Consider the following 24,643-nt stretch of genomic DNA (forward strand, 5'->3'; position numbering starts at 1 on the left):
CCGGGACAGTGCTTGGAGAATCGCATTCCAGTGCTTTCCGCCGTTTTTCGCGGCTGCCTGACGATCCGCCGGGAAGTGTATTCCGGTTAATCGGCGCATTTATCGCGTGGCGCGCAACAGTCATTTACAGAATGGACAATCACGAAAACAATGTGAGTAAGTGTAGAAAAATAAAGACGAATTTCATTGGGCATCGCTTGCATTCGGGTACTGTCAACGGCAATGCTGTTGCAGCAGTACTACGGCCCGCATGTGGCAGGCGTGGCAAGGCTTTGCGCGACTATGTGGATTGCGACTGGTTCGTTCTGGTTTTCGCAATGCACTCTTTTTACGGGCATGCTCAATCGCAATCGATCGCCGCCCTACAATTGGCATCCCCTTGACCAAGGGTGTCTTTTTTATCTTTTATACGCGGCTTTCGGGCCGCGTTTTTTTATTTGTTTTTGTCGATTTGCAGATGCTGGTCAATTGAAAAGTTTGAAGATCCGGATTGACAGGACGACGCACGGAGCCTTGGCCGGTCGGTATAGGACCGCATGCCGGCAGGGCGGGGCAGGTAGAATCGTGGGCCTCAGTTGTGTTTTCGCCCCCGAACGTGAGTAAACCTGTAATGACCGAAACGCCTCCTTCCTCGTCCGACACCGCTATCGACATCACGACGCCAGGCACGGACGAGCTGCAAACCGACACGCTGCACGAAGCTCGGCTGTGGCGCGATGACGGCTGGACGGCGCGGGTCATCAAGAACGAAGATGACGAAGGCTGGGCCGTCGAAATGATCAAGGACGGTGAGGCGGAGCCTGCGCTCGTCGGTCCGTGGACAATGGGCCGCAACAAGAAAGATCCCAAGCCGCTCGACACCGGCGCATTCAATACGCTGGTGAAGACCGCGTCCGAAGTGCTGCGCCGGCACGAGCAGCAATTGCGCGCGCAGCTTCACAAGGCCGTGCGCGTGCCGAGTGCGGACGGCAACGACGAGATCGACATCACGCTCGACATCGTGCCCGATGAAGATGAACCTTACGCGCTGCTGACCGCGCTCGACGTGTTCGGCGAGCAGGTCGCGCAAGTGCAGGTCGCGCCGAACTTCAAGCTCAGCAAGGCAAGCGCGAGCGCGTGGGTGGAGAACGATTTCCGTCGGCCCGGCTAGGCGGGGAGGCCAGAAAGCGGCGCCTTGGGTAGCACGGCCTCAGGCAGCCGGCTCAGGCAGCCAGCTCAGCAGCGAGCTCAGACCGATTCGGTGAGACGCGAGAAAGAAGCGGTCCGGCCATTGAAACGAGCCAGGCTGCTCACTCGCCGCTCAGCTTCGCTTGCAAAAAATTGCGGTAATAAACGGCGCCACGTGGTGCACGAGCGCGGTGCTCCCTGCCTGCGTCAATGCAGCCTGGACCTTCGCTTCGCTGCCGAACACGACCACCCCGTAAGCCGAGCGCGCCACCGGCTCGCCGTCGCCGACGCGGAACATAGGGTCGTCCTTCTCATAGCCGACCACCGCGAACACGTGAAAACCGTAGGCCGTCAGCTCCGCGCCGGATGCAGGCGAGAACGCATTGATCGAATTGCTTTCGACGCGTGTCGGCTTGGGGTCGATCAGCTGTTGCTGTGCAAGATCGGCAATGAACCGGTGGCCACTTTCGTTGCAGGTGAGCGGAGCATCCAGAGCGGCGGCGTGACTGCTGACGGGCGACGCGGCCATGACCAGCGCGAGAACAAAATAAGAAAAAGACCTTTTCATGTGGTGAACCGCGACTCGTATCGATGTAGTGTATTGGCAACGGGTGACAGCAGGCTGTCCGCCAAGAAGGACGTTGCGCATTCGAAGGATCGGGGCGTGTCGGAAACATCGGGATTGCACTTTAGCGCATTCGGCAAAACTTGCTACGCTGCGTTTTTCGTGCTGGCAATCAAGCTTCCTTAAGAAAACGTTAAGGAGCGAAGCAAGGTTTTGCGTTCCCGTATATATTTCCGGGTTATGAATTCGAGACCCAACACTCCAATCAATGCCGCGCCGCCCAGAACATGGGACGCGCGGCTCGCGCGGCGACTCGTCACGCCGCTGGTCAACACGTGGGTAACACCTAACCATCTGACTACGCTACGCTTGCTGATCGGGCTCGCAGGCGCGTTGTGCCTCGCTCACGGCGACTTCGCGTGGGCCAATTCGGGCGCCTTGCTGATCGTGCTGTCGAACTTCGTCGACCATACCGACGGTGAATTGGCGCGCATCGGCGGGAAGTCGAGCCGTATCGGTCATTTTTACGACCTTGCGTGCGATGCGCTCGTGACGGTCATGCTCTTTATCGGCATGGGCGTCGGGGTCGGCGGTGCGCATCTGCAGGGTTTGAAGGTGCCGCCCGGTTGGCTCGGTGCACTCGCCGGCGTCGCCGTTGCGCTCATATTTTTCTTGCGTATGCGTATTGAAGAGAGAGTTGGCAAAGCAGGCACGAAGCAGGCGTCGATGGGCGGCTTCGAGACGGAAGACATCCTGTATTTGCTGCCGATCGTGACGTTGTTCAGTGTGGTGCTGCCGTTCGTCATGGCTGCGTCGATCGGCGCGCCGCTCTTCGCGGCCTACGTGGTGTTCGACTACTGGCGCGTGTCCCGCCGTGCCGCCCGTCCGGTTGCCGCGGTATCGGCAGCTGCCGACACCCGTCAAATGTGGGCAAGCGAATGAGCCTGCAAGCCCGGGAACCCGTGTTCGCACCCGCTTCCATCGACCGTTCGCCCCCGGCGCCGGCCGCCGCGCCTGCGCCCGACGCGGACCGCGCCGTGGCGAGCCGTACGCGTGTGTTTGATAATACGCGCCTGCGCAAGGATTTCGTCGATCAGGGCGCCTTCCTGTATCTCGAAGACTTTCTTGCACCGGACGTGACAGCGCAACTCGTGCACAGCGCGCGCTCGCTGCTCAATGAAGTCAACCGCAACTATCTGCCGGGTCATAAGCAGGGCGGCAGTGTGAGCCGCCATACGATCGACCGTCTCGCGCCATTCATCGCCGAGCTGTATCGTTCGAAAGAACTGATCGGCTGGCTCGAACAGTTAAGTGGCGACAAACTGCAGGTCTCTCCCGCCGACGACCCGCATGCATACGCGCTCTACTACTACACGCGTGCTGGCGACCACATCGGGTGGCACTACGACACCTCTTATTACGACGGACGCCGCTACACGCTGCTACTCGGCGTGATCGACGAATCGTCCTGCCGGCTCGATTACGAATTACATACGCGTAATCCAGACGTGCCGGATCAGCCGGGTTCGGTGCAGATTCCGCCGGGCGGCCTCGTCTTTTTCGACGGCGACAAGCTGCGCCATCGCATCACGCCGGCCGGTGCGAACGAGATGCGCGTGTCGCTCACCTTCGAATACGTGACCGATCCCAACATGCGGCCGTGGCGCCGCTTCATTTCGAACATGAAGGACGCCATCGCGTACTTCGGTTTCCGCCAGGTGTTCCGTCAGATGACGCGCGGCAAGGACCACGCATGAGTCGCGCGGCCCTCATTCTGCTGTCGATCGGGACGGCGCTGTTCGTCGGCCTGCTCGCGTGGCAGGGCTTCGGCTCCGTCGTGTCGACGCTGCTTGCGGCCGGCTGGGGGCTCGTACTGGTCGCGGCGTTTCACCTCGTGCCAGTGGTGCTCGACGCGGGCGCGATTTCCGTGCTGTTCCACCGTCGACGTGATGGCGTGCATCATGACCTCACGCTGCGCGACGCGCTATTCGCGCGCTGGATCGGCGAATCGGTGAATAGCCTGTTGCCGGCCGGCCAGATCGGCGGCCCGGTGGTGATGGTGCGGCAACTCTCGCAGCGCGGCATGCGCCTGCGCGACGCCGCTGCGGCAATCACCGTCAGCACCACGGTACAGGCGCTTGCGCAGATCGTGTTTGCGCTCGGCGGACTGCTGCTGTTCGGCGCTTACGCGGCGCACGGCGCACTTCACGATTTGCAGACCGCCACGCTGGTTGCAACCGGCGTGCTGGGCGCGATGATCGTCGGCTTCTACTATGCACAGCGGCGCGGGCTCTTCGGGCGCCTGCTCGGTGTGGTGTCGAAAGTGTTCGGCAAGCGTGACTGGTCATCGTTGATGACCCGCGCGGAAGCCGTCGATGCCGCCGTGCAGTCCACATATCGCGAACGCGGCCGCGTGGCGGCGAGTTGTGCGTTGAGCCTGGTGGGATGGATCGTCGGTACCGTCGAAGTGTGGCTTGCGCTGCACTTCCTTGGCCACCCGGTCGACTGGATCGACGCATTGCTGCTCGAAAGCATCGGCCAGGCCATTCGCGGCGCGGCGTTCATGATCCCGGGCTCACTCGGCGTACAGGAAGGCGGTTATCTGCTGCTCGCGCCGCTGGTCGGCCTGCCGCCCGACGCGGCCCTCGCGTTATCACTGACCAAGCGCGCGCGTGAAATCCTGCTAGGCTTGCCGGGACTGCTGGTTCTGCATTTCAGCGAACGACGCTGGCAACGGCGGCGAGCCTTGGGGCGCGTGCCGGTTATCGATTAATCTCCGTTTCTTTTCAAAAGGACCGCGCATGCGTGCCATCATTCTCGCAGCGGGCCTCGGCCTGCGTCTCCAGCAACCGCCGGAAGCACAGTTCCCGAAGTGTCTGTTGCAGTTCGACGGCATGAGCCTGCTCGAACGGCATCTGCAAATGCTCGAAACTGCGGGCATTACCGAGGTGGTGCTGGCGCTCGGCTTCCAGCCTGAGTCGGTGCAGGCGGAACTGGCGCGCATCAACTGGCCGCACGAGGTGGAGACGGTGCTGAACCCGCGTTTCGATCTGGGCAGCGTGCTGACCGTGCATACGGTGGCCGAGGCGCTGACGCGCGGCGGTGACGTGCTGCTGATGGACGCCGACGTGCTGTACGACGAACGCATTCTGAGCGCGCTGGTGGCGGGCGAAACCGTGAACCGTCTGCTGATCGACCGCGATTTCGAAGCCGGCGACGAGCCCGTCAAGCTGTGTCTGAAAGAGGGCGTGCCGGTCGAACTGCGCAAGCAACTCGCCGTGAATCTCGACTACGACACGATCGGCGAGTCGGTGGGGTTCTTCCGCTTCCGTCATGAAACCGCCCAGCGCTTTGCTGAAATCGTCGCAGGCTACGTGGATAGTGGCCGTGCCAATCTGCCTCACGAAGAAGCCGTGCGCGACCTGCTGCTGGAGCGCAGCCAGGTGTTCGACACTGCCGATGTGACCGGCGCGCCGTGGATCGAGATCGATTTCCCGAACGACGTGGCGCGTGCCGGCGCCGAGATCCTGCCGCAATTGCAGCCGCTCGTCACGTCGCGCTGATTCGCACGTCGCGCTGCGTCACAGGTATCGCCACGATGAGCCGGCCGCGCGCCGGCTCATTGCCGTGCTGCACCTTCATGACGTAGCCAGTTGCATGTCGTTGCGCGCTCAACCACCTTGCGATCGAACGCTTCGAGGCGGCAAAAACCCGGTCGTTCGACAACATCCGTTGCCGTTGCAATGCGATAATCCAGCCTTTACCCCGACGGCTCCCTCCGGCCCGTTGTCCTGCCAATGCCTCTCGCTTTAGGCACCTTCATTGTTCCGCTGATCGTCGCGTGCGCGATGTTCATGGAAAACGTGGACGGCACGGTTATCGTGACGTCGCTGCCGGTTCTGGCGCGCGACCTCGGACAGGACCCCATTACGCTCAAGCTGGCCGTGACGGCGTATGTCATCGGGCTCGGCGTGTTCATTCCCATTTGCGGCTGGGTCGCTGACCGGTTCGGTTCGCGCACCGTGTTTCGCACGGCCATCGGCATATTCATGGCCGGTTCGCTGATGTGCGCGGCGTCCCGATCACTCGAAACCTTCGTGTTCGCGCGTTTCGTACAAGGCATTGGCGGCGCGATGATGGTGCCGGTAGGACGCATCATCATCTTCCGGTCTTTGCCGAAGTCGGACTTTATCCGCGCGGTGAATTACCTGACCGTGCCCGCGCTGTTGGGGCCGGTCATCGGGCCGCCGCTCGGCGGCTTCATCACCACGTACCTGCACTGGCGGTTGATCTTTTTCATCAACATTCCGATCGGCCTGCTCGGCATCTGGCTCGCGAATAAACATATCGCCAACGTGCGTGAACCGCATCCCGGGCGGCTCGACTGGATCGGCTTCATGCTGTCAGCGAGCGGCGCGTCGTTGTTCATGCTGGGCCTGTCGCTCGTGGGCGGCGAACTGGTGTCGAACAGTACGTCGCTCGCCATGTGTGCGATCGGCGCGGCGTTGCTCGTGGTCTATGCGCTCTACGCGAGCCGCGTCGAGTTGCCGGTGCTCGACCTTCGCCTGTTGCGCATTCCCAGTTTTCACGCGAGCGTGGTCGGCGGGTCGCTGTTCCGTATCGGCCTTGGCGCAGTGCCGTTTCTGTTGCCGCTCGCGCTGCAGGAAGGACTGGGCATGACGGCGTTCAAGTCGGGCTCGATTACCTGCGCGTCCGCGTTCGGTTCGATCTTCATGAAGGCCGCCGCGTCGCGCATTCTCGAGCGCTTCGGCTTTCGCACCGTGCTGATGTTCAATGCCGTGTGCGCAGGACTTGCAATCGCGGTCTATGGTCTCTTTTTTCCCGGTACACCGCACTGGCTGATCTGGTGCGTCGTGCTGTTCGGCGGCTTCTTTCCGTCGCTGCAATTCACGTCGCTCAACACACTGGCCTACGCGGACATTCCGAGCCGCGACGTGGGCCGTGCAACGAGTGTTGCAAGCGTGGTCCAGCAAATCTCATTGGGCCTTGGCGTGACGATCGCGGGTCTTGTGCTGCAGATTTCGCACAACGTGCAGGGGCATGCCACGATCGTGTTCTCGGACTTCTGGCCGGCGTTCCTCGTGGTCGGCCTCTTCTCGCTCATGTCGATTCCTGTCACGGCGCGCCTGCCGTTGAACGCCGGCGACGAAATCGCACGCGGCACGCGCGGACGCGCGTAAGACCTCGTGCCTGCGCTCGCGCCGGGTGTCGCAGCACGCGGCTGATGGATGGCGATGGCTTCGCAAACGCATGCCGCGCATGTTATAAGCCCAAGGCAGCGGTTCGTTATTTCAGATCAAACAGTCGTCCTGGGGGATATGCAATGAGGTTGTTCCGCAACGCCAAGTCGTCCACCAGCGGGTTTGCGCTGGTCGCGCTCGTCTCCGTTTCTACCGGCTTTCTCGAAGCCACGCCCGCCGTCGCGAAGGCGCCCTCGAAAACTCCGCCTGCCGTTCTGAGCGCGTCCGCCATTGCGGTTGCCGACAAGTACAGCGCCGATGCCGCCGAGCAGATTTTCAAGGAAGGCGGTAACGCAGTCGACGCCGCGGTCGCCATTGCCTTCACGCTTGCCGTCACGTACCCGGAAGCGGGCAACATCGGCGGCGGCGGCTTCATGACGCTTTATGTCGACGGCAAGCCTTACTTCCTCGACTATCGCGAACGTGCGCCGCTTGCCGCGACGAGGAACATGTACCTCGACGACAAGGGCGAGGTCATCAAAGGCATGAGCCTGTTCGGTTATCGCGCAGTGGGTGTGCCCGGCACGGTGGACGGCATGTGGCAGGCGCAACGCCGCTTCGGCAAGCTCAAGTGGAAACAGGTGCTGGCGCCGGCCATTCACTATGCGCGCGATGGCTTCGAAGTCGACCAGCAATTGCAGGACCGTCGCGACGCGGCCGCGAAAGACTTCGACGGCAAGACCAACTTCGACACTTACTTTGGCAATCTGAAGAAAGGCGTCAATTTCAAACAGCCCGATCTCGCCGCCGTGTTGCAGCGCATTTCGGATCAGGGCGCGAAAGATTTCTATCAGGGTAAGACGGCTGATCTGATCGCGGAATCCATGCGCGGTCATGGCCTCATCACCAAGGCCGACCTGCAGCAGTACAAGGCAGTCTGGCGTCAGCCGGTGCAGGCGGACTGGAACGGCTATCGCGTCTACACCGCGCCGCCGCCGAGCTCCGGTGGTATCGGGCTCGTGCAGCTGCTGAAGATGAAGGCGGATCTCGCGCCGGACTTCAAGGGCGTCGCGCTCAATTCCGCACAATACGTGCATCTGATCGCGGAGATCGAGAAGCGCGTGTTCGCCGATCGCGCGCAGTATCTCGGCGATCCTGACTTCTACAAGGTGCCGATCGCGCAACTCACCGACGACGCCTATCTCGCCAAACGCGCCGCGGAGGTCAATCCCGACACGCCGTCGGACACGAAAAGCGTGCAACCGGGGCTCGGTACGTCGATGCCGGAAAAAGCGGAAACCACGCACTTTTCCGTGATCGACAAATGGGGTAATGCGGTGTCGAACACTTACACCATCAACGGTTATTTTGGGTCGGGCGTGGTGGCAGATCGCACCGGCATCGTGCTGAACGACGAGATGGATGACTTCTCCGCCAAGCCGGGCGTCGCCAATATGTTCGGCGTGGTGGGCAGCGACGCGAATGCGATCGAGCCGAAGAAGCGCCCGCTTTCGTCGATGAGCCCGACCATTCTGACGAAGGACGGCAAGGTGTCGCTCGTGATCGGCACGCCTGGCGGCTCACGCATCTTTACGTCCATTTTCCAGGTGATCAACAACGTGTATGACTTCAACATGCCGCTGCCGGACGCCGTCGCCGCGATGCGCTTCCATCATCAGCTGTTGCCGCCGAACACGATCTTCTGGGAGCCGTACAAGCCGATCGACGGCGAACTTGCGAAGCAGATCGAAGCGAAGGGCTACACGCTGAAGGGCCAGGATTTCAGCGGCGACATTCAGGCGATCAAGGTGAACGGCGATACGCCGGAGGCCGCCGCCGATCCACGCGGCCGTGGCGTAACGCGGATCATCCCGTAACCGCTCGAGCGGTTCGAGCGGCTACAACGCACAAAAAGCCTCGCGTCCCATCCTGCGGGCGCGAGGCTTTTTTCTGCACGAGCGTCGTGCCGCTTATCAACCCGCCTGTTCGACCGGCGTCAAGGTGAGTTCAAGACGCTGCGCGCCGCGCAACACCGTCACGCTGACGGGCCTGTCGATCCGAGACGCATCCAGCGCGCGTTGCAGGCCGTCCACGTCCTGCACGGCGAGCGAATCGATCGCGACGATCGTGTCGTCGGTACCTAGACCCCCGAGCGCGGCGGGGCTGCCTTTGACGATTTCCATCACGTACACGCCGCTTTCCGCGCTCAGGCCGAAATAGCGTTGCACGCGCCGCGACAGCGGCGTCGTGGTGCCAGCCACGCCGATATACGCGCGTCGCACGCGGCCATGCGCAAAAATCTGCATGATGACCCACTTGGCCGTATCGATTGCAGTTGCGAAGCAGATCGCCTGCGCGCCGGGAATGATCGCAGTGTTCACGCCGATCACCTGGCCCGCCGAATTGATCAGCGGACCGCCCGAATTGCCGGGGTTCAATGCAGCGTCGGTCTGAATCACGTCGTAGATCATGCGGCCCGAATTCGAGCGCAACGAACGGCCGAGCGCGGACACGACGCCTGTCGTCACGGTTTGCGCGAGGCCGAGCGGGTTGCCGACCGCGATCGCGATCTGTCCTACGCGCAGCTTCGACGATTCACCGAGTTCGACGTGCGGCAGCGGCTCCGGCGAGCCGATTCGCAACACGGCGAGATCGCTGCCGGGATCGTCGCCGACGAGATCGGCGTCGAATTTCGCGCCGTCGGCGAGCGTGACCTGGATGTGCGTGGCGCCATGCACGACATGGCTGTTGGTGAGCAGATAGCCGTCAGGCGTAAAGAGGAAGCCCGAGCCGGTGCCGCCGCGCGCGCCGCGACCACGCGCGGACGGCTCGCCGGGCACGCGTCGCTCGACGGAGATGAAGGCGACGGCCTGCTGGACGCGCTCCAGCGCGCCGATCACGGTGCGCGAATAGGCGTCGAGCACCATTTCGTCGGACAACGGGTTGAGTGTGGCTGACCCGGGTGCGTCGGATGCGGCGCGCGACAGGTCATCGATGAAGCGTGGGCGGCTTCCCATGGCGATGCTCCGGATAAACGGAAATGCAGATGCAGGGCGCGGCAGGCGTTTTCAAGTAGCAGTCCGTGGTCCGTGTATTGCGTCAGGCCGTGAGACACTTCAGCTTCGCTGCCACGCCAGACAGGGAGACAAGCATCATGAACACGCCCGCCGGCGCCACGAATTCAGGCGGCTCCACGGAGCCGCGCATCGAGTCGCTGAGCGCCATCACACTCGCCACGCACGACATGCCGCGCGCCGTTCACTTTTACGAGGCGCTCGGCTTTCCGTTGAGATTCGGCGGGCCGCAGGCCGCATTCACATCGTTTGCATTGGGTGACGGTTTTTTAAACCTGATCCTCGACACGCGTGCGCCGGTGGCTTGGTGGGGACGCGTGATCGTCTACGTGTCCGACGTCGACGCGCTGCATCGCAAAGCGCTGGGTGCGGGTTTGCAGCCGTCATCCGAACCGGCCGATGCGCCATGGGGCGAACGCTATTTCCACATGACAGATGTGGACGGACACGAGATCAGTTTCGCCAAACCATTGCGCTAGCAGGCGAGTGCGCGAAACTCGCTATCATGTCCAGGGAACGCGGCACGCGAGGCGGCCTTTGCATCGCGCGATGGGGCGCTCATCGCGCGCCGCCCGCGCCGGTAACACGGTTGACATTCGACGCTTCGATAATCGAGCGCGTCCGCGCCGCGCAAATCGCCGCGCGCCCCAATAGTTTTTTTCGCGAGGAGAGCCGCAATGAAAGAGCAGGATTCGAGACCTGATAATGAATTGCGCGCCGAGCGGCAGCGCCGTTTCGAGGAGGACCTCATCGACGCGTACGACGAGGAACTCGAAATGGAGGTCGATGACCGCATCGTCGACGGCGCGGACGGCTTTACGCCCGAGCATCGCGAAGCGCGCAAGATGTACTTTCGCGAGCTGTTCCGTCTGCAGGGCGAACTCGTCAAACTGCAGGACTGGATCGTGCAAACCGGCCACCGCCTCGTGGTGATTTTCGAAGGGCGCGACGCGGCCGGCAAGGGCGGTGCGATCAAGCGCATCACGCAGCGTCTGAATCCGCGCGTGTGCCGCGTAGCTGCGCTGCCCGCGCCGAACAACCGTGAGCGCACCCAGTGGTATTTCCAGCGGTACGTCTCGCACCTGCCCGCAGGCGGCGAAATGGTGCTGTTCGATCGCAGCTGGTACAACCGCGCCGGCGTGGAGCGCGTGATGAATTTCTGCAGCGACGAAGAGTATGAGGAGTTTTTCCGCTCGGTCCCCGAGTTTGAAAAGATGCTTGTGCGTAGCGGCGTGCAGATCCTCAAATACTGGTTTTCGATCACCGACGAAGAGCAGGAAATCCGCTTCCAGAACCGCATTCACGACCCGCTCAAGCAGTGGAAGCTCAGTCCAATGGACCTGGAGAGCCGGCGCCGCTGGGAAGCTTATACGCAGGCCAAGGAGGTCATGCTGCAGCGCTCGCACATTCCCGAGGCGCCGTGGTGGGTCGTGCAGGCCGTGGACAAGAAACGCGCGCGTCTGAACTGCATCCACCATCTGCTCAGTCAGGTGCCGTATCACGAGATCGATCACCCGAGCATCGAACTGCCGGCCCGTGTCTATCACGACGAATATAGCCGTCAGCCGGTGCCGGCTTCCATGATCGTGCCCGAGGTGTACTGATCGCATGATGCGGCGGCGCTCGGCGTCGCCGGTTTCAGGCAATAGAAAAGCGCGGCCAGGTCTGTTCGACCTGGCCGCGCTTTTTTCTGGTTGGCGGCAGCGGGGCTCGGGGCCCGGCTGCCGTGCGCCGAACCACCCGTTAGAACACCAGCCGGAACACCCAGTACAGGCCCGCCGCCAGCACGATCGAAGCCGGCAGTGTCAGCACCCATGCAAGCACCAGGCTGCGCACGGTGCCCCATTGCAGGCCCGAACCGTTGGCCGCCATCGTGCCCGCCACGCCCGACGAGAGCACGTGCGTCGTCGACACCGGCAGTCCGTACATGTCGGCCGCGCCAATGGTCAGCATCGCCACCAGTTCGGCGGACGCGCCCTGGCCGTAGGTCAGATGCTGCTTGCCGATCTTCTCGCCCACCGTCACCACGATGCGCTTCCAGCCGACCATCGTGCCGAGACCCAGCGCGATAGCGACAGCGACTTTCACCCAGGTGGGAATGAACTTGGTGGCGTGGTCGGTCTGCGCCTTGAAGTTGTCGATGACTTTCGCGTCGGCCGGGGCGAACGCCGGCTGTTTCGCTTTGGTCATCAGGCGGATCGCCTCGGACGCAACGTACATGTTGTTGCGCACGTTATCGACGATACTTTGCGGCACATTGGCCATGGAACCCGAATCGCCGACCTGCTGACCGATGATGCCGGTCAACTGCTGCAACGCCGGCAGCGTGGCAGGCGTGAGTTGACGAGTGCGCACATAGGCCTCCACATCGGCGCGCGGATTGGCCGACGCTGCCGCGCCGTTCGTGTATTTGCCGAGCGTGGCGGACGTCTCGTGTGCCACCGCGAGGAAAGTTTGCGTTTCGGCGGGCGTCACGGCCTTGTTCAGCGCGTAGGCGGTCGGCACCGTGCCGATCAGGATCAGCATGATGAGGCCCATGCCTTTCTGGCCGTCGTTCGAGCCATGCGCAAACGAGACGCCCGTGCAGGTCAGGATCAGCAGCGAGCGAATCCAGAACGGCGGCGGCTCGTTGCCCTTCGGCTCGGCGTACAGTGCGGGAATCCGTACCACGGCTTTAAGAATCAGCAGCAGCAGACCAGCCGCAAGAAAGCCGACGAGCGGTGAGAACAGCAGCGATTTGCCCACGCCGAGTGCCTGGGCCCAGTCCACGCCGCTCGTGCCGTCCCGGCCGTGCATCATCTGGTTCATCAGGCCGACGCCAATGATTGAGCCGATCAGCGTATGCGAGCTGGACGAGGGCAGCCCGAGCCACCACGTGCCGAGGTTCCAGATGATCGCCGCGATCAGCAGCGCGAAAACCATCGCGAAGCCGGCACTGCTGCCTACCTGCAAAATCAGTTCGACGGGCAGCAACTGCAGAATGCCGAAGGCGACCGCGCCGGTCGATGTCAGCACGCCAAGGAAATTCCACGCGCCTGACCACACGACCGCCAGATTCGGTGCGAGCGAATGGGTGTAGATGACGGTCGCGACCGCGTTGGCCGTGTCATGGAAACCGTTGACGAATTCGAAGCCCAACGCGATCAGCAATGCAACGCCGAGCAACAGGTAAGGCAGAACCGAGGCTTCGCGGACAGGTTGCAGATCGTCCAGCAGATGCACGGCGCAATACACTGCGCCAACTACGATGACCGCGAGAAAGACAATGAGGCCGATATTGCGCCCCTTGCCGCTCGCGGCCCCTTGCGGATACGAAAGTTCCGGCATGACGTGTGCCCCAGTAAAGTTGTCGCGGAGCTTACGATCGTGCGGTGGGCCTGTGTCGAAATGATGACAGTTACGTGTCCACTATTCAGGCCAAGACACGATCACGAGCCCGAAGGGCCGTGGTCTTGGCGTTCGCGGAACGGGGCCGGTGCGGGCTGGCGAAATCTGAAGGTAAGTCGTCCGAATCGTGCTGGCAGTTTCGTTACGCCGGATGATCGGGCGGCTTGATAGTCAATTCGCACCATGCAGGCGAACGCTAATATCCCGCGGGTTCTTTTCTTGCTAGGCTGATTGGGAGTAATCATCTGATAAAGGACTTCGATGAAGCGTGCAAGCCATCAGCCCACCGGGATTGCGGGCAATCCGTCGTCCGGCAGCGTGCAGGCGGGCGCCCAGAAGACGGGTCAGGCGGCGCGCCCGGTTCAAACCGCGCAATCCGCCTTCAGCGCGTATGCTGCGCCACTCGTCGACGAAGCGATCGAGCATGCGCACGCGGTGCGGGAAGACTCTTCGCCTGAAGCGCTCCACAGGCTGCGCGTGTCGTTGCGGCGCCTGCGTTCGCTATGGTGGGCCTTCGAACCGCTGCTCGACAAAGACGAGAGCACGCGCCACCGTTCGCTTTACAAATTTCTGGCAACGGCGGCCGGCAAGACGCGCGACTGGGACATCCTGATCCAGTTGTTCAAGGAAGACGAAAGCGGCGCGAGTGAAATGGCGCCCCGCCTCGAAGCCATTCGTGGCGACACGCTGGCGACGAGCCGCGAAACGCTGCTGAACGCCGACGTCAAACATATGCTGCGCGAAGCGCTGACAAGCGCGTCAAAAGAACTCAACACGGCGCATGAGCGTGTCAGTCTGCGCAAGTTTGCGAACAGGCGCGTGAAAGCGTCCGAACGCGCATTGAAGAAGCGCATGAAACGGGCGAGCCGCGCCAAACGTTCGAACTACGCGACTTATCACGACGTCAGGAAGGAGGGAAAGAAGCTTCGCTACCTGCTCGAATTTTTTGGGCCGGAGCTCAGCGGCAAGCATAAACGCACCGTCAAGCGTTTGAAGCAGATTCAGAACCGATTTGGTAAGCTGAATGATGTCGTCGCGAGCGAAACGCTGCTGCGCGAGAACGCGGCGCGGCTCGACGGCTCGGGCGACGCCGATGGTGCGCTGCAATGGCTCAAAAAAGAGCGCAAACGCCGGATGCGTTCGGCAGCAGCGCTACTTCGCTAGCATCGATGGCGAGGCATGAGCTTAGCCAAGGGCTCGGCAAGCGGCACTGCACCGCCGCAGCCGCGCGGACCGGATAACCACAAATAGAAGCGGTGTTCTCGCGCCAGACGGCGCGCGAAACATTGCGAAGGAGGCGAGGCGCACGTGGTACACCGATCGCGTTCGCTGCGTCGTCAGATGCGCAAGACACTACGCCTGAACCTAGCGGCCGCGTCCCGATACATGGGTAGCCACCCGTTTTTCGCGGGGCTCGCCGGCACACTGGTCGGCGTCTGCATGGCCGGAATGACGTTGCTGGCACTCAGCACCGGCCGCACGGACGCGATCGACCACGCGCGCGACACCTCGCAGAATCTCGTCGCGATCATTTCAACCGACCTCGCGCGCAACGTCGAGATCTACGACTTGTCGCTTCAGGCGATGGTGGACGGCGCGCAGGACCACGTCGCGTGGACCCTGCCCGTCGACGTGCGGCGGGCCGTGCTGTTCGACCGCGCGACGACCGCGGCTTATCTCGGCGGCGCCTACGTCATCGGTACAAACGGCGAGGTGCTCGCTTCGCAGCAAAGCGACGCGAACGCGGCAATCCGGCTCGCCGATCGCGATTACTTTGTTGCGCATCAGCATAATCCTACGGTCGGACTGTATTTTTCGCATCCATTCCGCTCGCGGCTGCGCGACGGCAAACTATCGATTGGTCTGTCGCGGCGTATCAACCAGCCGGACGGCAGCTTTGGCGGCGTTGCGTTGCTTGCCATTCGCATCGAATATTTCCAGCATCTGCTCGATCGCATCAACACGGGGCGGCTTGGCTCCGTATTCATTGTCATGGACGACGGCACGTTGCTCGCCCGCAAGCCTGTCTCTGCACGCGATGTAGGCTCGAGCATCGCGAAGTCGCCCACCTTCCAGATCATGGCCATGCACGATTCGGGCAGCTATGAAGCGGTTTCCGCGGTCGACGGCGTGCGCCGCATGTACACCTACGCGCACGTGCCGGGCACGCCGCTGATCGCGGCGGTCGCGCCGTCGGTTGACGAAGTGCTGGCGCCGTGGCGTCGGCGCAGCCGGGTGATCGGCGCGCTGACGCTCGCGTTTGGCGTAGCGTTCGTGATGGTCTCGTGGCTGTTCGCGTTCGTGCTGCGCGACAAGCTGCGGGCGCAGGACGCGCTGGTCCGGCTCGCCGCGACCGACCCGCTCACGGGCCTCAGCAACCGCCGCGTGCTCGACCGACGGCTCGACGAGGAATGGCAGCGCGCGCGGCGGAGCAAGAAGCCGCTGTCGGCGCTCTTCATCGACATCGATCATTTCAAGCGCTTTAACGATACCTACGGCCATGCAAGCGGCGACGAGGCGCTGATCGCCGTGTCCGAGTGCATTCTGGCGACGGTCAGACGCTCGATCGATCTCGTTGCGCGCTATGGCGGCGAGGAATTCGCGGTGCTGCTGCCGGAGACGTCGGCCGAAGGCGCGCTTAACGTCGCCGAGAAAGTCCGTCGCCAGGTGCAGGGCCAGCATGTCATTCATCACGAAGGCGACCCCGTTACCGTGACGGTCAGCATTGGCTGCTCGACGTGCGTGCCCGCCGACGGCACGAACGCGCTCGACCTGCTGACCTCGGCCGACCGGCAACTCTATGCTGCCAAAGCAGCGGGTCGTAACCGGGTCAGTTCGGCGGCACAGGCGGCGCAAGCGGCGGCGCAGGCTTCGTCGCCGTAAATGGACAGCGCGCTTTAGCCACCGCCGCAGCGCAAGGCTGCCTCGCTCACGCGCTGCCGCTGCGGCGCGGCGCGAACCCGCGCAGCGTGACCGCGCCGCGCATCTCGCTGCGCGACGTGACAACGCGTTTGCCCGTGCTCAGTTCGTCGGCGGGACCGGGCGGCGGTTCGACAGGAAAGCCTCGCCGCTGCCACGCATCGAGACCGCCGCGCAACGCGCGAATACGCGTGTAGCCGTTGCTGCGCATGCGCTGCGTGATCTCGACGGCGGTTGCGCTATCCGGACAGATGCAATAGATCACCATGTCGTACGCACGCAATGCGCCGTCGATCTGATCGGGCGAGTTCGGGTCGAGTGTCAGCGCGCCGGGAATACTGCGCTGCTGTCCGGGCACGCCTTGCGGACGGGCGTCGAGCACTTTCGGCTGCGCGATGCGGCGCCACACGCCCGGCGCGGCTCGCGCCGATGCCGCGGCGTCCGCGGCCCGAGTGTCGGCCATGGTGCGGCGCGCGCGACGGCGCAGCAGCAGGCGATAAACCAGAAAGATCAGCGCCGCGCCCAACAGCACATCGATTACCGTGCCGCCTTGCGCTCTGACAAACGACAGCAGCATATGTAACTGGCGTTCCGCCGCTGCGCCGCCGACCAGCCAGAAAGTGGCCCACGCGGTTGCGCCGGCGAAATCCCAGATCGCGTAGATACGCGTATCGACAGCCGTCGTGCCCATCAGCGGCGGCGTGATCAATGCGAGTCCGGGGACAAACTTGGAAATCGACACGAGCGGTACGCCGAAGCGCTCGAATAACGCACGCGCCTTGTCGACCTTTGAGTCGATGGCTGGCGACACCCGCCCGAGCGCGCCGATCAGCCTGCGCCCATAGATGCGTCCCGCCGCGAACCATGTGCCGTCGCCGATCAGCGCAGCGGCCACCGCCGCGCACAGGATCGGCCAGAAAGAGAGCGTATGCGCAGCGATCGCCGAGCCTGCGAACAGCAGTACCGGCACGGCGGGAATCGGCACGCCGAGACGCGTGAGCAGCACGTTGATGAACACGACTGCGCCGCCCCAGGTGGAAACCGCCGAAGACGGAAACTCGATCAATTGAGACGCTCCTGTTATTGCGGCTGAGCCGGTGGGCCATCATGGCTTTCCGGTGCTCCCTGCAAAGCGTGTTCCCGAATGGCGGTTGGCGCGGTTAGACAGGCGTTTCGGCTGCGCGGCGCGCGGCATGGTGACCCGCAGGCAGCGTCTGCGTGCACGAGGTCGGAGCGCGCCTCGCTGTGCGCCGACTTTGAGGCTACGTATTGGGGATCGCCACCACGCCAGGATTGCCGACGATCGAAAGAAACTCGCGGCGCGTCGACGGGTCCGTCCGGAACGTGCCCAGCATGCGCGATGTGACCATGGTGACACCGGCCTTATGGACGCCGCGGGTCGACATGCACTGATGCGCGGCTTCCAGAATCACGCCGACGCCGGCCGGTTGCAGCACTTCGTTCAACGTGTCGGCAATCTGCACCGTCATCTTTTCCTGGATCTGCAGGCGCTTGGCGAATGCGTCGACGAGACGCGCCAGCTTGGAAATGCCCACCACGCGATGCTCGGGCAGATAGGCGACGTGCGCCCGCCCGATGATCGGCACCATGTGGTGCTCGCAGTAGCTTTCGAAGCGGATGTCTTTCAGCACGATCATCTCGTCGTAGCCGTCCACCTCGGAAAACGTGCGGGCGAGGATTTCGCGCGGGTCGACCTGATAGCCCGCGAAGAACTCCTCGTAAGAGCGCACCACGCGTGCCGGCGTGTCGAGCAGACCTTCGCGCGAGGGATCGTCACCGGCCCAACGCAATAGCACGCGTACCGCTGCTTCCGCTTCTTCGCGACTCGGGCGCTCGGCTGCCACCCCGTTGGCGGCTTTCTTTGTTTTGCTGTCTGTCATCCGTCGCTCCTGCGATCGCGCGCCGATCCTGTACGGTGCGCGCAAGTTCTATGAGTGCAGCCATTGTTCCATGTTTTGATCGATATCGTGTCGATGTCCCCGCGTCGGTGTCTCCTTTTGCAGTGGGCATTGCGGTTGGCGGGCAGCTACTTTGGCCACTCGTCGAGCGCGTCGTTGAAGAGTTCGGCAACCACGCCGCGCAGCCACGTGCCGCGCGGATCGTTGTGGAATTTGCGATGCCAGTGCTGCCGCAGGTCGAAGCGCGGCAGCGGCAGCGGCGGCTCGACCAGCGTAATCGACGCATGCTCCGACACATAAGCGAAGCCGATGGCGTGCGGCACCGTGGCGAGCAGATCCGTGCGCGCGAGAATGAACGGCAGGCTCATGAAGTGAGGCGTTTCGAGCACCGCGCGCCGCTTGATGCGCTTTTTTTCCAGGAACTGTTCGAGCACTTCCTGGCTGCGGCCTTCCGCGCGCACCACCGCATGACCCGCGGCCACGAATTGGGCGAGCGTGAGCGGTCCGCGCGACAGCGGATGACCCGTGCGCATCAGGCAGATGAAGCGATGCGTAAAGAGCCGCTGCTGGAAGAAGTTGTTGCCCGCCAGGTCGGGGAAATAGCCGACGGCAAGGTCCACGTCGCCCGATTCGAGCCCGCGTTCGACGTTAGACGGCGGCAGCGTCACCGAACGCAGATTGGCATTGGGCGCGCGCTCGGCGAATAGCTGGAGAAGGCGCGGCAGGAATACGATCTCGCCGACGTCGGAGAGCGCGATGGAGAAGGTGTGCGTGCTGGTGGCGGGATCGAAGTCCTGCACGTCGAGCATGCCTTTTTCGATTCGCAGCAGCGCGTCGCGGGCGGCGGGCAAGATGGCGAGCGCGCGCGGCGTCGGCTCCATGCCTTTCGACGTGCGGACGAATAGCGGATCGTCGAAATACTCGCGCAGCCGGCCGAGCGCAGTGCTCACGCGCGGCTGGCTGACGCCGAGTTGCTCCGCCGCGCGGCTGACATTGCGCATGTCGCCCATTGCGACGAGGTAGGGGATCAGATTCAGATCCAGTTGAGTCTCTGACATGTGTGTTGTAGTTGGCGGCGTTCAACGCGACGGAGGACTGCCCTGTTGCGCAATATTGGCCAGGTGGATAAAGGGTAGCCTGGAGATTCCGCCAATGGATAGACGTCGGTCGTTCGTGCAGCCCGCCGGGCCGAAGACGGCCGTCTCTTGTGCGGCTTAAAACCTATGATGGTGGGGAAGGCCCTGCCTTGACAATTCGTCTGGACGCCAACCATAATCGCCGAATCGTTCGCTAAACGAATCCATGTTCATATATCGAACAATTTTCGCGCGAATGTACCGAAGGCGCCAGCCCGCATTAACACCCGCGGTCGCGCCTGGCCCGGCCCGGAGACCGTGCGCCGCGACTGGCTGCCTTGGCGGACAATCGCGCGGCACGTAGCGCCTTTAGAGGAATCGACATGATCAACAAGATTTTCGAGTCATTGCAGTCGGCGGTTGCCGATGTCCACGACGGCGCGACCGTCATGATCGGCGGCTTCGGCACCGCTGGCATGCCGTCGGAATTGATCGACGCGCTGATCGAGCAGGGCGCGCGCGAGCTGACCATCGTCAACAACAACGCGGGAAATGGCGACATCGGCCTCGCGGCGTTGCTGAAAGCCAAACGCGTGCGCAAGATCATCTGCTCGTTTCCGCGTCAGACGGATTCGTATGTGTTCGATGCGCTTTATCGGGCGGGCGAGATCGAGCTCGAACTCGTGCCGCAGGGCAATCTGGCCGAACGGATTCGCGCGGCTGGCGCCGGCATCGGCGGGTTCTTCACGCCCACGGGATATGGCACCCGTCTCGCGGAAGGCAAGGAAACGCGCCTGATCGACGGCAAGCACTATGTGCTCGAATCGCCGCTGCATGCCGACTTCGCACTGATCAAGGCGTTCAAGGGCGACCGCTGGGGCAATCTGGTGTATCGCAAGACCGCGCGCAACTTTGGCCCGATCATGGCGAGCGCGGCGAAAACGGCGATCGTGCAAGTGTCGCAAGTCGTCCCGCTTGGCGAACTCGACCCGGAGAACATCGTGACGCCCGGCATTTTCGTGCAGCGCGTGGTCGAAGTGCCGCAAGCCGCACACCGAGCCGAACTCGCGTCCGCGAACGCCGCCTGAGGAGACTGAGATGAAAAAACTGACTCGCGATGAAATGGCCCAACGCGTGGCCCAGGATATTCCCGAAGGCGCGTACGTGAATCTCGGCATCGGCGTGCCGACATTGGTGGCCAACCACCTTGGCGCCGACAAGGAAATCTTTCTGCATAGCGAAAACGGGCTGCTCGGCATGGGCCCGGCGCCCGCAAAAGGCGAGGAAGACGACGAACTGATCAACGCCGGCAAGCAGCACGTGACGCTGCTCACCGGCGGTGCATTTTTCCACCATGCCGATTCATTCGCGATGATGCGGGGCGGCCATCTGGATTTCTGCGTGCTCGGCGCGTTCCAGGTGTCGGCGAAAGGCGATCTGGCCAACTGGCATACCGGCGCGCCCGACGCGATTCCGGCCGTCGGCGGTGCGATGGATCTGGCGATCGGCGCAAAGCAGGTCTACGTGATGATGGAGCACCTGACCCGGCAAGGCGAGAGCAAGATTGCCGCCGAATGCAGCTATCCTGTCACGGGCGTGGGTTGCGTGGACCGAATCTATACGGACCTGGCGATGATCGACGTCACTGACCAGGGGCTCGTGGTGCGCGAAATTTTCTCCGACATCGACTTCGATGCGTTGCAGAAGCTGACCGGCGTGCCGATGATCGACGGTACGCAGGCGGCGCAGGCAGCCTGAAGGGTTCAGCGCGCAGCGCTGTAGCTGAGTTGCTGTGCGCGGCTGTGTGCTTGAGCCGATACACAGCCGCTTCGCTTGCGGTACGCTATCTGCTGCCGTGTAACGGATCGCCGCATGTCGAATGAACGGGCGCCGCGAGGCGGCCCGCTCGTTGTAATCGCACGCGAACCGCGACCTCATCTCATCCGCCTTCTCCGAACACCGACGCCACCATGCTCGACTCCAGCGGCCGTCTGACCGGCCTTCTTTGCGGCACGCAGTCCATGAACGACGTCTGGTCCCCGCGTGCCACGTTGCAACGCATGCTCGATGTCGAAGCCGCGCTCGCTCGCGCGTCCGCCGCGCATCAGGTGATTCCGCAAAGCGCGGTGCCCGCGATCGAGGCGTCGTGCCAGGCTGCGCAACTCGACGCCGACGCGCTTGCGCGCGACGCCGCGCTCGGCGGCAACCTTGCGATTCCGCTCGTCAAGCAACTCACCGCGCGCGTCAAGGCAGCCGATGCGGAAGCATCCAAATACGTGCACTGGGGCGCGACGAGCCAGGACATCATCGACACGGCGACGGTGCTGCAACTGCGCGATACCTTCAATCTGCTCGACACCGGCTTGCAGTCCACCTGCGACGCGTTGGCCGCACTCGCAGCCACCCATCGCGCGACGCCGATGATCGGCCGCACCTGGCTGCAGCAGGCGTTGCCGATCACGCTCGGCCTGAAATTCGCGCAGTGGCTCGATGCGCTGCTGCGTCATCGCGACCGGCTCGACGCATTGCGCGAGCGCGTGCTCGTGGTGCAATTCGGCGGCGCGGCCGGTACGCTCGCGAGTCTGCGCGAGGCCGCACCGCACGTCACACGAACACTTGCCGCTGAACTCGGCCTCGCCGTGCCCACGCTGCCGTGGCACACGCAGCGTGACCGGATCGCCGAGACGGCGTCGCTGTTCGGCATGCTGATCGGCACGCTCGGCAAGATTGCGCGCGACGTTTCGTTGCAGATGCAAACCGAAATCGACGAACTGGCCGAGCCCTCGGCAGCGGGCAAGGGCGGTTCATCGACGATGCCGCATAAGCGCAACCCCGTGGGCTGCGCGGCCGTGCTGACGGCGGCCACGCGCGCGCCCGGCCTCGTTGCGACAGTGTTCGCCGGCATGGTGCAGGAACATGAACGCGCGCTCGGCGGCTGGCAAGCCGAATGGGACGCGCTGCCGGACCTCGCGCGTCTCGCGGGCGGCGCGCTGGCCCACTTCGAACAGATTGCCGGCGGGCTCAACGTGAATGTGGCAGGCCTTGCCAGGAATCTCGACGTCACGCATGGCCTGATTCTCGGCGAGGCCGTCATGCTCGCGCTTGGCGACCGGATCGGAAGGCTTGATGCGCATCATCTGGTGGAGCGCGCGTCGAAGGCCGCGATCGCGGAGGGCACAACGCTGTTCGACGTGCTGTCCGCGGACCTGGCTGTCACGCAGCATCTGCCGGTCGAGCGCTTGCAGCAACTGCTCGATCCGGCTCAATACGTCGGTCAGGCCCACGCGTACGTGGACGCCGCGCTGGCACTTCACACCGCGCGCGCCAAGCGCGCCCATCACAAGGAGTAACGGGCATGCCTTACGCCGCAGTCAACGGCACCGAGCTTCACTATCGAATCGACGGCGACAGGCACGGCAGCGCGCCGTGGATCGTGCTGTCGAATTCGCTCGGCAGCGATATGTCGATGTGGGCGCCGCAAGTCGCGGCGTTGTCGAAGCACTTTCGCGTGCTGCGCTACGACACGCGTGGGCACGGTCATTCGGAAACGCCGAAGGGGCCCTATACGATCGGGCAACTGACCGGCGACGTGATCGGCCTGATGGACACGCTGAAGATCACGCGCGCACACTTTTGCGGCCTGTCGATGGGCGGTTTGACCGGTATCGCGCTCGCGGCGCGTCACGGCGACCGCTTCGATCGCTTCGTGCTGTGCAATACGGCCGCGCGCATCGGCTCCCCGGAAGTGTGGGTGCCGCGCGCCGCAAAGGCGCGCGGCGAAGGGATGCTCGCGCTGGCCGATGCGGTTCTGCCGCGCTGGTTCACCGCCGATTACATGGAGCGCGAACCGGTCGTGCTGGCGATGATCCGCGATACGTTCGTCCACACGGATAAAGAAGGCTACGCATCCAATTGCGAAGCCATCGACGCGGCCGACCTGCGCCCCGAAGCGCCCGGCATCAAGGCGCCGGTGCTGGTGATCAGCGGCACGCACGATCTCGCCGCAACGCCCGCGCAAGGGCGCGATCTCGCGCAATCGATCCCCGGCGCGCGCTATGTCGAACTGGACGCTTCCCATATTTCCAACATCGAGCAGGTGAGCGCGTTCAACCGAACCCTGCTCGATTTCCTGACGGAGCAGAAATGAACGACGAAGACCGCTATGAAGCCGGGCTTGGCGTGCGTCGCGCGGTGCTTGGCAGTGCGCATGTCGATCGCTCGCTCGCAAACCGGAATGAACTGACCGAGGAATTCCAGAACTTCATCACCCGTTATGCCTGGGGAGAAATCTGGACGCGTGAAGGTTTGCCGCGCCACACGCGCAGCCTGCTCACCATTTCGATGATGGTTGCGCTCAATCGCAGCGAGGAACTGGCTTTGCATTTGCGTGCGGCGAAAAACAACGGCGTGACGCGCGAGCAGATCAAGGAAGTGCTGCTGCAATCCGCGATCTACTGCGGAGTGCCGGCCGCGAATTCGGCGTTTCATCTGGCCGACAAAATATTCCGCGAAGACGACGCCGCAGCGGCCAACCCATAAAGCCGCTTCGTCGACTCGTCAGAACGCGCACTTCTGCAAAGAGTGCGCGTTTTTTTATACGGCGCCACGCACGGATTCGCTTTCCGCCAGCGCATGAGCAGCATCGACCGGCAAATGCAGCCGCACCGCGCGCAGCACGGTGTCTTTGATGACCCCACGCCAATGTTCCAAAGCCGCCTTCTCCATCAGCGGTTCTCCGAGAAACGCGCCGAGCGTGTACTGATTGGCATTGTAGAAATAACCGAGCGACGCGATCATCAGATAAACGTCGCGCGCCTTTACGTCGGCGCGGAAAACGTTTTGAGCCTGCCCCGCATCCAGCAGCTTCTGCACGACTGAAATCGCATAACCGGAAATCTCCTTTAGCTTCGATGATTTCTTCGCATGCTTGCCCTGGTGCAGATTTTCGCTCGACAGCAGCGTGACGAATTCAGGGTGATCCAGGTAGTACTGCCACACGAATTCGACCATCTGTTCGAGTCCATGCACGGGATCGGCCAGATCCAGATCGAGCCGGCTTTCCGCCTCATTGAATTGCGTATAGATCGTCTCGAGCACTTCGACGAACAACTGTTCCTTGCTGCCGAAGTAGTAGTAAATCATGCGATCGTGCGAGCGCGCGGCCTTCGAGATGCTTTCGACGCGACCGCTCGCATAGCCTTGCTTCGCAAAAACCTTGATTGCCGCTTTCAGGATCTTCGCGCGCGTGTCCTGCGCCTGTTTCGCACGGATGCCGGTAGCGCCCGGCTTGCGGGCCGCGGTGGGACTCATGGCGGTCTCGTCTCTTTGTCGGTTC

Annotated in this window: 23 protein-coding genes; 16 read left to right on the forward strand and 7 right to left on the reverse strand. The window is 63.0% G+C overall.

What is annotated here, in order from left to right:
* The first annotated feature begins 610 nt into the window (after window positions 1-610).
* Window positions 611-1,150 (forward strand): hypothetical protein, encoded by a 540-nt coding sequence (locus AAGS40_RS16725; protein ID WP_345815899.1) that lies wholly within the window; start codon window positions 611-613, stop codon window positions 1,148-1,150.
* Between the two features lie 150 nt (window positions 1,151-1,300).
* Here the strand turns inward: AAGS40_RS16725 and AAGS40_RS16730 are convergent, their stop codons facing one another.
* Window positions 1,301-1,735: a hypothetical protein gene (locus tag AAGS40_RS16730; protein ID WP_345815900.1), complete on the reverse strand. Its 435-nt coding sequence runs from the start codon at window positions 1,733-1,735 to the stop codon at window positions 1,301-1,303.
* A 237-nt stretch (window positions 1,736-1,972) separates the two neighbouring features.
* On the opposite strand from AAGS40_RS16730, the gene AAGS40_RS16735 reads away from it, so the two are divergent.
* The 6 genes from AAGS40_RS16735 to ggt all read left to right on the forward strand — a co-directional run bounded on the left by AAGS40_RS16735 (window position 1,973) and on the right by ggt (window position 8,810).
* On the forward strand, window positions 1,973-2,674 hold the full coding sequence (locus AAGS40_RS16735; RefSeq protein ID WP_345815901.1) for a CDP-alcohol phosphatidyltransferase family protein: 702 nt from the start codon (window positions 1,973-1,975) through the stop codon (window positions 2,672-2,674).
* A complete protein-coding gene (locus AAGS40_RS16740) occupies window positions 2,671-3,489 on the forward strand; it encodes a 2OG-Fe(II) oxygenase (RefSeq protein ID WP_345815902.1) in 819 nt (272 codons plus the stop codon). The genes AAGS40_RS16735 and AAGS40_RS16740 overlap by 4 nt, the downstream gene beginning before the upstream one ends.
* Window positions 3,486-4,505 (forward strand): lysylphosphatidylglycerol synthase domain-containing protein, encoded by a 1,020-nt coding sequence (locus AAGS40_RS16745; RefSeq protein WP_345815903.1) that lies wholly within the window; start codon window positions 3,486-3,488, stop codon window positions 4,503-4,505. Before AAGS40_RS16740 ends, AAGS40_RS16745 begins: the two co-directional genes overlap by 4 nt.
* A gap of 28 nt (window positions 4,506-4,533) precedes the next feature.
* Entirely contained in the window at window positions 4,534-5,295 is a 762-nt protein-coding gene (locus AAGS40_RS16750; protein WP_345815904.1) for a phosphocholine cytidylyltransferase family protein, read from the forward strand.
* A 234-nt stretch (window positions 5,296-5,529) separates the two neighbouring features.
* Complete coding sequence (locus tag AAGS40_RS16755) at window positions 5,530-6,933, forward strand: MFS transporter (RefSeq protein ID WP_345815905.1); 1,404 nt, start codon at window positions 5,530-5,532, stop codon at window positions 6,931-6,933.
* Window positions 6,934-7,076: 143 nt separating this feature from the next.
* On the forward strand, window positions 7,077-8,810 hold the full coding sequence (gene ggt, locus AAGS40_RS16760; RefSeq protein WP_345815906.1) for a gamma-glutamyltransferase: 1,734 nt from the start codon (window positions 7,077-7,079) through the stop codon (window positions 8,808-8,810).
* Window positions 8,811-8,906: 96 nt separating this feature from the next.
* On the opposite strand, the gene AAGS40_RS16765 is transcribed toward ggt, so the two are convergent.
* Window positions 8,907-9,950 carry a trypsin-like peptidase domain-containing protein gene (locus AAGS40_RS16765; protein WP_345815907.1) on the reverse strand — a complete coding sequence of 348 codons (1,044 nt, stop codon included), beginning with the start codon at window positions 9,948-9,950 and terminating at the stop codon, window positions 8,907-8,909.
* A gap of 137 nt (window positions 9,951-10,087) precedes the next feature.
* Between AAGS40_RS16765 and AAGS40_RS16770 the strand changes: the two genes are divergently transcribed.
* Both AAGS40_RS16770 and ppk2 read left to right on the forward strand, forming a co-directional pair.
* Window positions 10,088-10,486 (forward strand): VOC family protein, encoded by a 399-nt coding sequence (locus tag AAGS40_RS16770; RefSeq protein WP_345815908.1) that lies wholly within the window; start codon window positions 10,088-10,090, stop codon window positions 10,484-10,486.
* A gap of 198 nt (window positions 10,487-10,684) precedes the next feature.
* Window positions 10,685-11,611, forward strand: a complete 927-nt coding sequence (gene ppk2, locus AAGS40_RS16775; RefSeq protein WP_345815909.1) for a polyphosphate kinase 2 — start codon at window positions 10,685-10,687, stop codon at window positions 11,609-11,611.
* A 139-nt stretch (window positions 11,612-11,750) separates the two neighbouring features.
* Here the strand turns inward: ppk2 and AAGS40_RS16780 are convergent, their stop codons facing one another.
* Complete coding sequence (locus tag AAGS40_RS16780) at window positions 11,751-13,334, reverse strand: inorganic phosphate transporter (RefSeq protein ID WP_345815910.1); 1,584 nt, start codon at window positions 13,332-13,334, stop codon at window positions 11,751-11,753.
* A 321-nt stretch (window positions 13,335-13,655) separates the two neighbouring features.
* On the opposite strand from AAGS40_RS16780, the gene AAGS40_RS16785 reads away from it, so the two are divergent.
* Entirely contained in the window at window positions 13,656-14,558 is a 903-nt protein-coding gene (locus AAGS40_RS16785) for a CHAD domain-containing protein (protein ID WP_345815911.1), read from the forward strand.
* Between the two features lie 144 nt (window positions 14,559-14,702).
* The gene (locus tag AAGS40_RS16790; protein ID WP_345815912.1) at window positions 14,703-16,277 is read left to right on the forward strand and encodes a diguanylate cyclase; all 1,575 of its coding nucleotides are present in this window, start codon (window positions 14,703-14,705) and stop codon (window positions 16,275-16,277) included.
* A gap of 46 nt (window positions 16,278-16,323) precedes the next feature.
* On the opposite strand, the gene AAGS40_RS16795 is transcribed toward AAGS40_RS16790, so the two are convergent.
* The 3 genes from AAGS40_RS16795 to AAGS40_RS16805 all read right to left on the reverse strand — a co-directional run bounded on the left by AAGS40_RS16795 (window position 16,324) and on the right by AAGS40_RS16805 (window position 19,290).
* Window positions 16,324-17,379 carry a VTT domain-containing protein gene (locus AAGS40_RS16795; protein WP_345815913.1) on the reverse strand — a complete coding sequence of 352 codons (1,056 nt, stop codon included), beginning with the start codon at window positions 17,377-17,379 and terminating at the stop codon, window positions 16,324-16,326.
* A 196-nt stretch (window positions 17,380-17,575) separates the two neighbouring features.
* Window positions 17,576-18,214: a GTP cyclohydrolase I FolE gene (gene folE / locus AAGS40_RS16800; protein ID WP_345815914.1), complete on the reverse strand. Its 639-nt coding sequence runs from the start codon at window positions 18,212-18,214 to the stop codon at window positions 17,576-17,578.
* 146 nt (window positions 18,215-18,360) lie between these two features.
* Window positions 18,361-19,290, reverse strand: a complete 930-nt coding sequence (locus AAGS40_RS16805; RefSeq protein ID WP_345815915.1) for a LysR family transcriptional regulator — start codon at window positions 19,288-19,290, stop codon at window positions 18,361-18,363.
* Window positions 19,291-19,691: 401 nt separating this feature from the next.
* On the opposite strand from AAGS40_RS16805, the gene AAGS40_RS16810 reads away from it, so the two are divergent.
* The 5 genes from AAGS40_RS16810 to pcaC all read left to right on the forward strand — a co-directional run bounded on the left by AAGS40_RS16810 (window position 19,692) and on the right by pcaC (window position 23,847).
* A complete protein-coding gene (locus AAGS40_RS16810) occupies window positions 19,692-20,396 on the forward strand; it encodes a 3-oxoacid CoA-transferase subunit A (RefSeq protein WP_345815916.1) in 705 nt (234 codons plus the stop codon).
* Window positions 20,397-20,406: 10 nt separating this feature from the next.
* The gene (locus AAGS40_RS16815) at window positions 20,407-21,066 is read left to right on the forward strand and encodes a 3-oxoacid CoA-transferase subunit B (RefSeq protein ID WP_345815917.1); all 660 of its coding nucleotides are present in this window, start codon (window positions 20,407-20,409) and stop codon (window positions 21,064-21,066) included.
* Between the two features lie 212 nt (window positions 21,067-21,278).
* Window positions 21,279-22,658, forward strand: a complete 1,380-nt coding sequence (locus AAGS40_RS16820) for a 3-carboxy-cis,cis-muconate cycloisomerase (protein WP_345815918.1) — start codon at window positions 21,279-21,281, stop codon at window positions 22,656-22,658.
* A gap of 5 nt (window positions 22,659-22,663) precedes the next feature.
* Window positions 22,664-23,455 (forward strand): 3-oxoadipate enol-lactonase, encoded by a 792-nt coding sequence (gene pcaD / locus AAGS40_RS16825; RefSeq protein WP_345815919.1) that lies wholly within the window; start codon window positions 22,664-22,666, stop codon window positions 23,453-23,455.
* Window positions 23,452-23,847 carry a 4-carboxymuconolactone decarboxylase gene (gene pcaC / locus AAGS40_RS16830; protein ID WP_345815920.1) on the forward strand — a complete coding sequence of 132 codons (396 nt, stop codon included), beginning with the start codon at window positions 23,452-23,454 and terminating at the stop codon, window positions 23,845-23,847. Before pcaD ends, pcaC begins: the two co-directional genes overlap by 4 nt.
* A 54-nt stretch (window positions 23,848-23,901) precedes the next feature.
* Here pcaC and AAGS40_RS16835 read toward each other — a convergent pair whose 3' ends face one another.
* Window positions 23,902-24,618, reverse strand: coding sequence for a TetR/AcrR family transcriptional regulator (locus AAGS40_RS16835; protein WP_345815921.1), 717 nt, complete (start codon window positions 24,616-24,618; stop codon window positions 23,902-23,904).
* Between the last annotated feature and the right edge of the window lie 25 nt (window positions 24,619-24,643).

The sequence above is a fragment of the Paraburkholderia sp. PREW-6R genome, assembly GCF_039621805.1.
Classification (GTDB): Bacteria; Pseudomonadota; Gammaproteobacteria; order Burkholderiales; family Burkholderiaceae; genus Paraburkholderia.

Bases quoted from the DNA above. Each gene is read 5' to 3' on its own strand.
- AAGS40_RS16725 (WP_345815899.1), top strand. From the start codon at position 611: ATGACCGAAACGCCTCCTTCCTCGTCCGACACCGCTATCGACATCACG.
- AAGS40_RS16730 (WP_345815900.1), bottom strand. From the start codon at position 1,735: ATGAAAAGGTCTTTTTCTTATTTTGTTCTCGCGCTGGTCATGGCCGCG.
- AAGS40_RS16735 (WP_345815901.1), top strand. From the start codon at position 1,973: ATGAATTCGAGACCCAACACTCCAATCAATGCCGCGCCGCCCAGAACA.
- AAGS40_RS16740 (WP_345815902.1), top strand. From the start codon at position 2,671: ATGAGCCTGCAAGCCCGGGAACCCGTGTTCGCACCCGCTTCCATCGAC.
- AAGS40_RS16745 (WP_345815903.1), top strand. From the start codon at position 3,486: ATGAGTCGCGCGGCCCTCATTCTGCTGTCGATCGGGACGGCGCTGTTC.
- AAGS40_RS16750 (WP_345815904.1), top strand. From the start codon at position 4,534: ATGCGTGCCATCATTCTCGCAGCGGGCCTCGGCCTGCGTCTCCAGCAA.
- AAGS40_RS16755 (WP_345815905.1), top strand. From the start codon at position 5,530: ATGCCTCTCGCTTTAGGCACCTTCATTGTTCCGCTGATCGTCGCGTGC.
- ggt (WP_345815906.1), top strand. From the start codon at position 7,077: ATGAGGTTGTTCCGCAACGCCAAGTCGTCCACCAGCGGGTTTGCGCTG.
- AAGS40_RS16765 (WP_345815907.1), bottom strand. From the start codon at position 9,950: ATGGGAAGCCGCCCACGCTTCATCGATGACCTGTCGCGCGCCGCATCC.
- AAGS40_RS16770 (WP_345815908.1), top strand. From the start codon at position 10,088: ATGAACACGCCCGCCGGCGCCACGAATTCAGGCGGCTCCACGGAGCCG.
- ppk2 (WP_345815909.1), top strand. From the start codon at position 10,685: ATGAAAGAGCAGGATTCGAGACCTGATAATGAATTGCGCGCCGAGCGG.
- AAGS40_RS16780 (WP_345815910.1), bottom strand. From the start codon at position 13,334: ATGCCGGAACTTTCGTATCCGCAAGGGGCCGCGAGCGGCAAGGGGCGC.
- AAGS40_RS16785 (WP_345815911.1), top strand. From the start codon at position 13,656: ATGAAGCGTGCAAGCCATCAGCCCACCGGGATTGCGGGCAATCCGTCG.
- folE (WP_345815914.1), bottom strand. From the start codon at position 18,214: ATGACAGACAGCAAAACAAAGAAAGCCGCCAACGGGGTGGCAGCCGAG.
- AAGS40_RS16805 (WP_345815915.1), bottom strand. From the start codon at position 19,290: ATGTCAGAGACTCAACTGGATCTGAATCTGATCCCCTACCTCGTCGCA.
- AAGS40_RS16810 (WP_345815916.1), top strand. From the start codon at position 19,692: ATGATCAACAAGATTTTCGAGTCATTGCAGTCGGCGGTTGCCGATGTC.
- AAGS40_RS16815 (WP_345815917.1), top strand. From the start codon at position 20,407: ATGAAAAAACTGACTCGCGATGAAATGGCCCAACGCGTGGCCCAGGAT.
- AAGS40_RS16820 (WP_345815918.1), top strand. From the start codon at position 21,279: ATGCTCGACTCCAGCGGCCGTCTGACCGGCCTTCTTTGCGGCACGCAG.
- pcaD (WP_345815919.1), top strand. From the start codon at position 22,664: ATGCCTTACGCCGCAGTCAACGGCACCGAGCTTCACTATCGAATCGAC.
- pcaC (WP_345815920.1), top strand. From the start codon at position 23,452: ATGAACGACGAAGACCGCTATGAAGCCGGGCTTGGCGTGCGTCGCGCG.
- AAGS40_RS16835 (WP_345815921.1), bottom strand. From the start codon at position 24,618: ATGAGTCCCACCGCGGCCCGCAAGCCGGGCGCTACCGGCATCCGTGCG.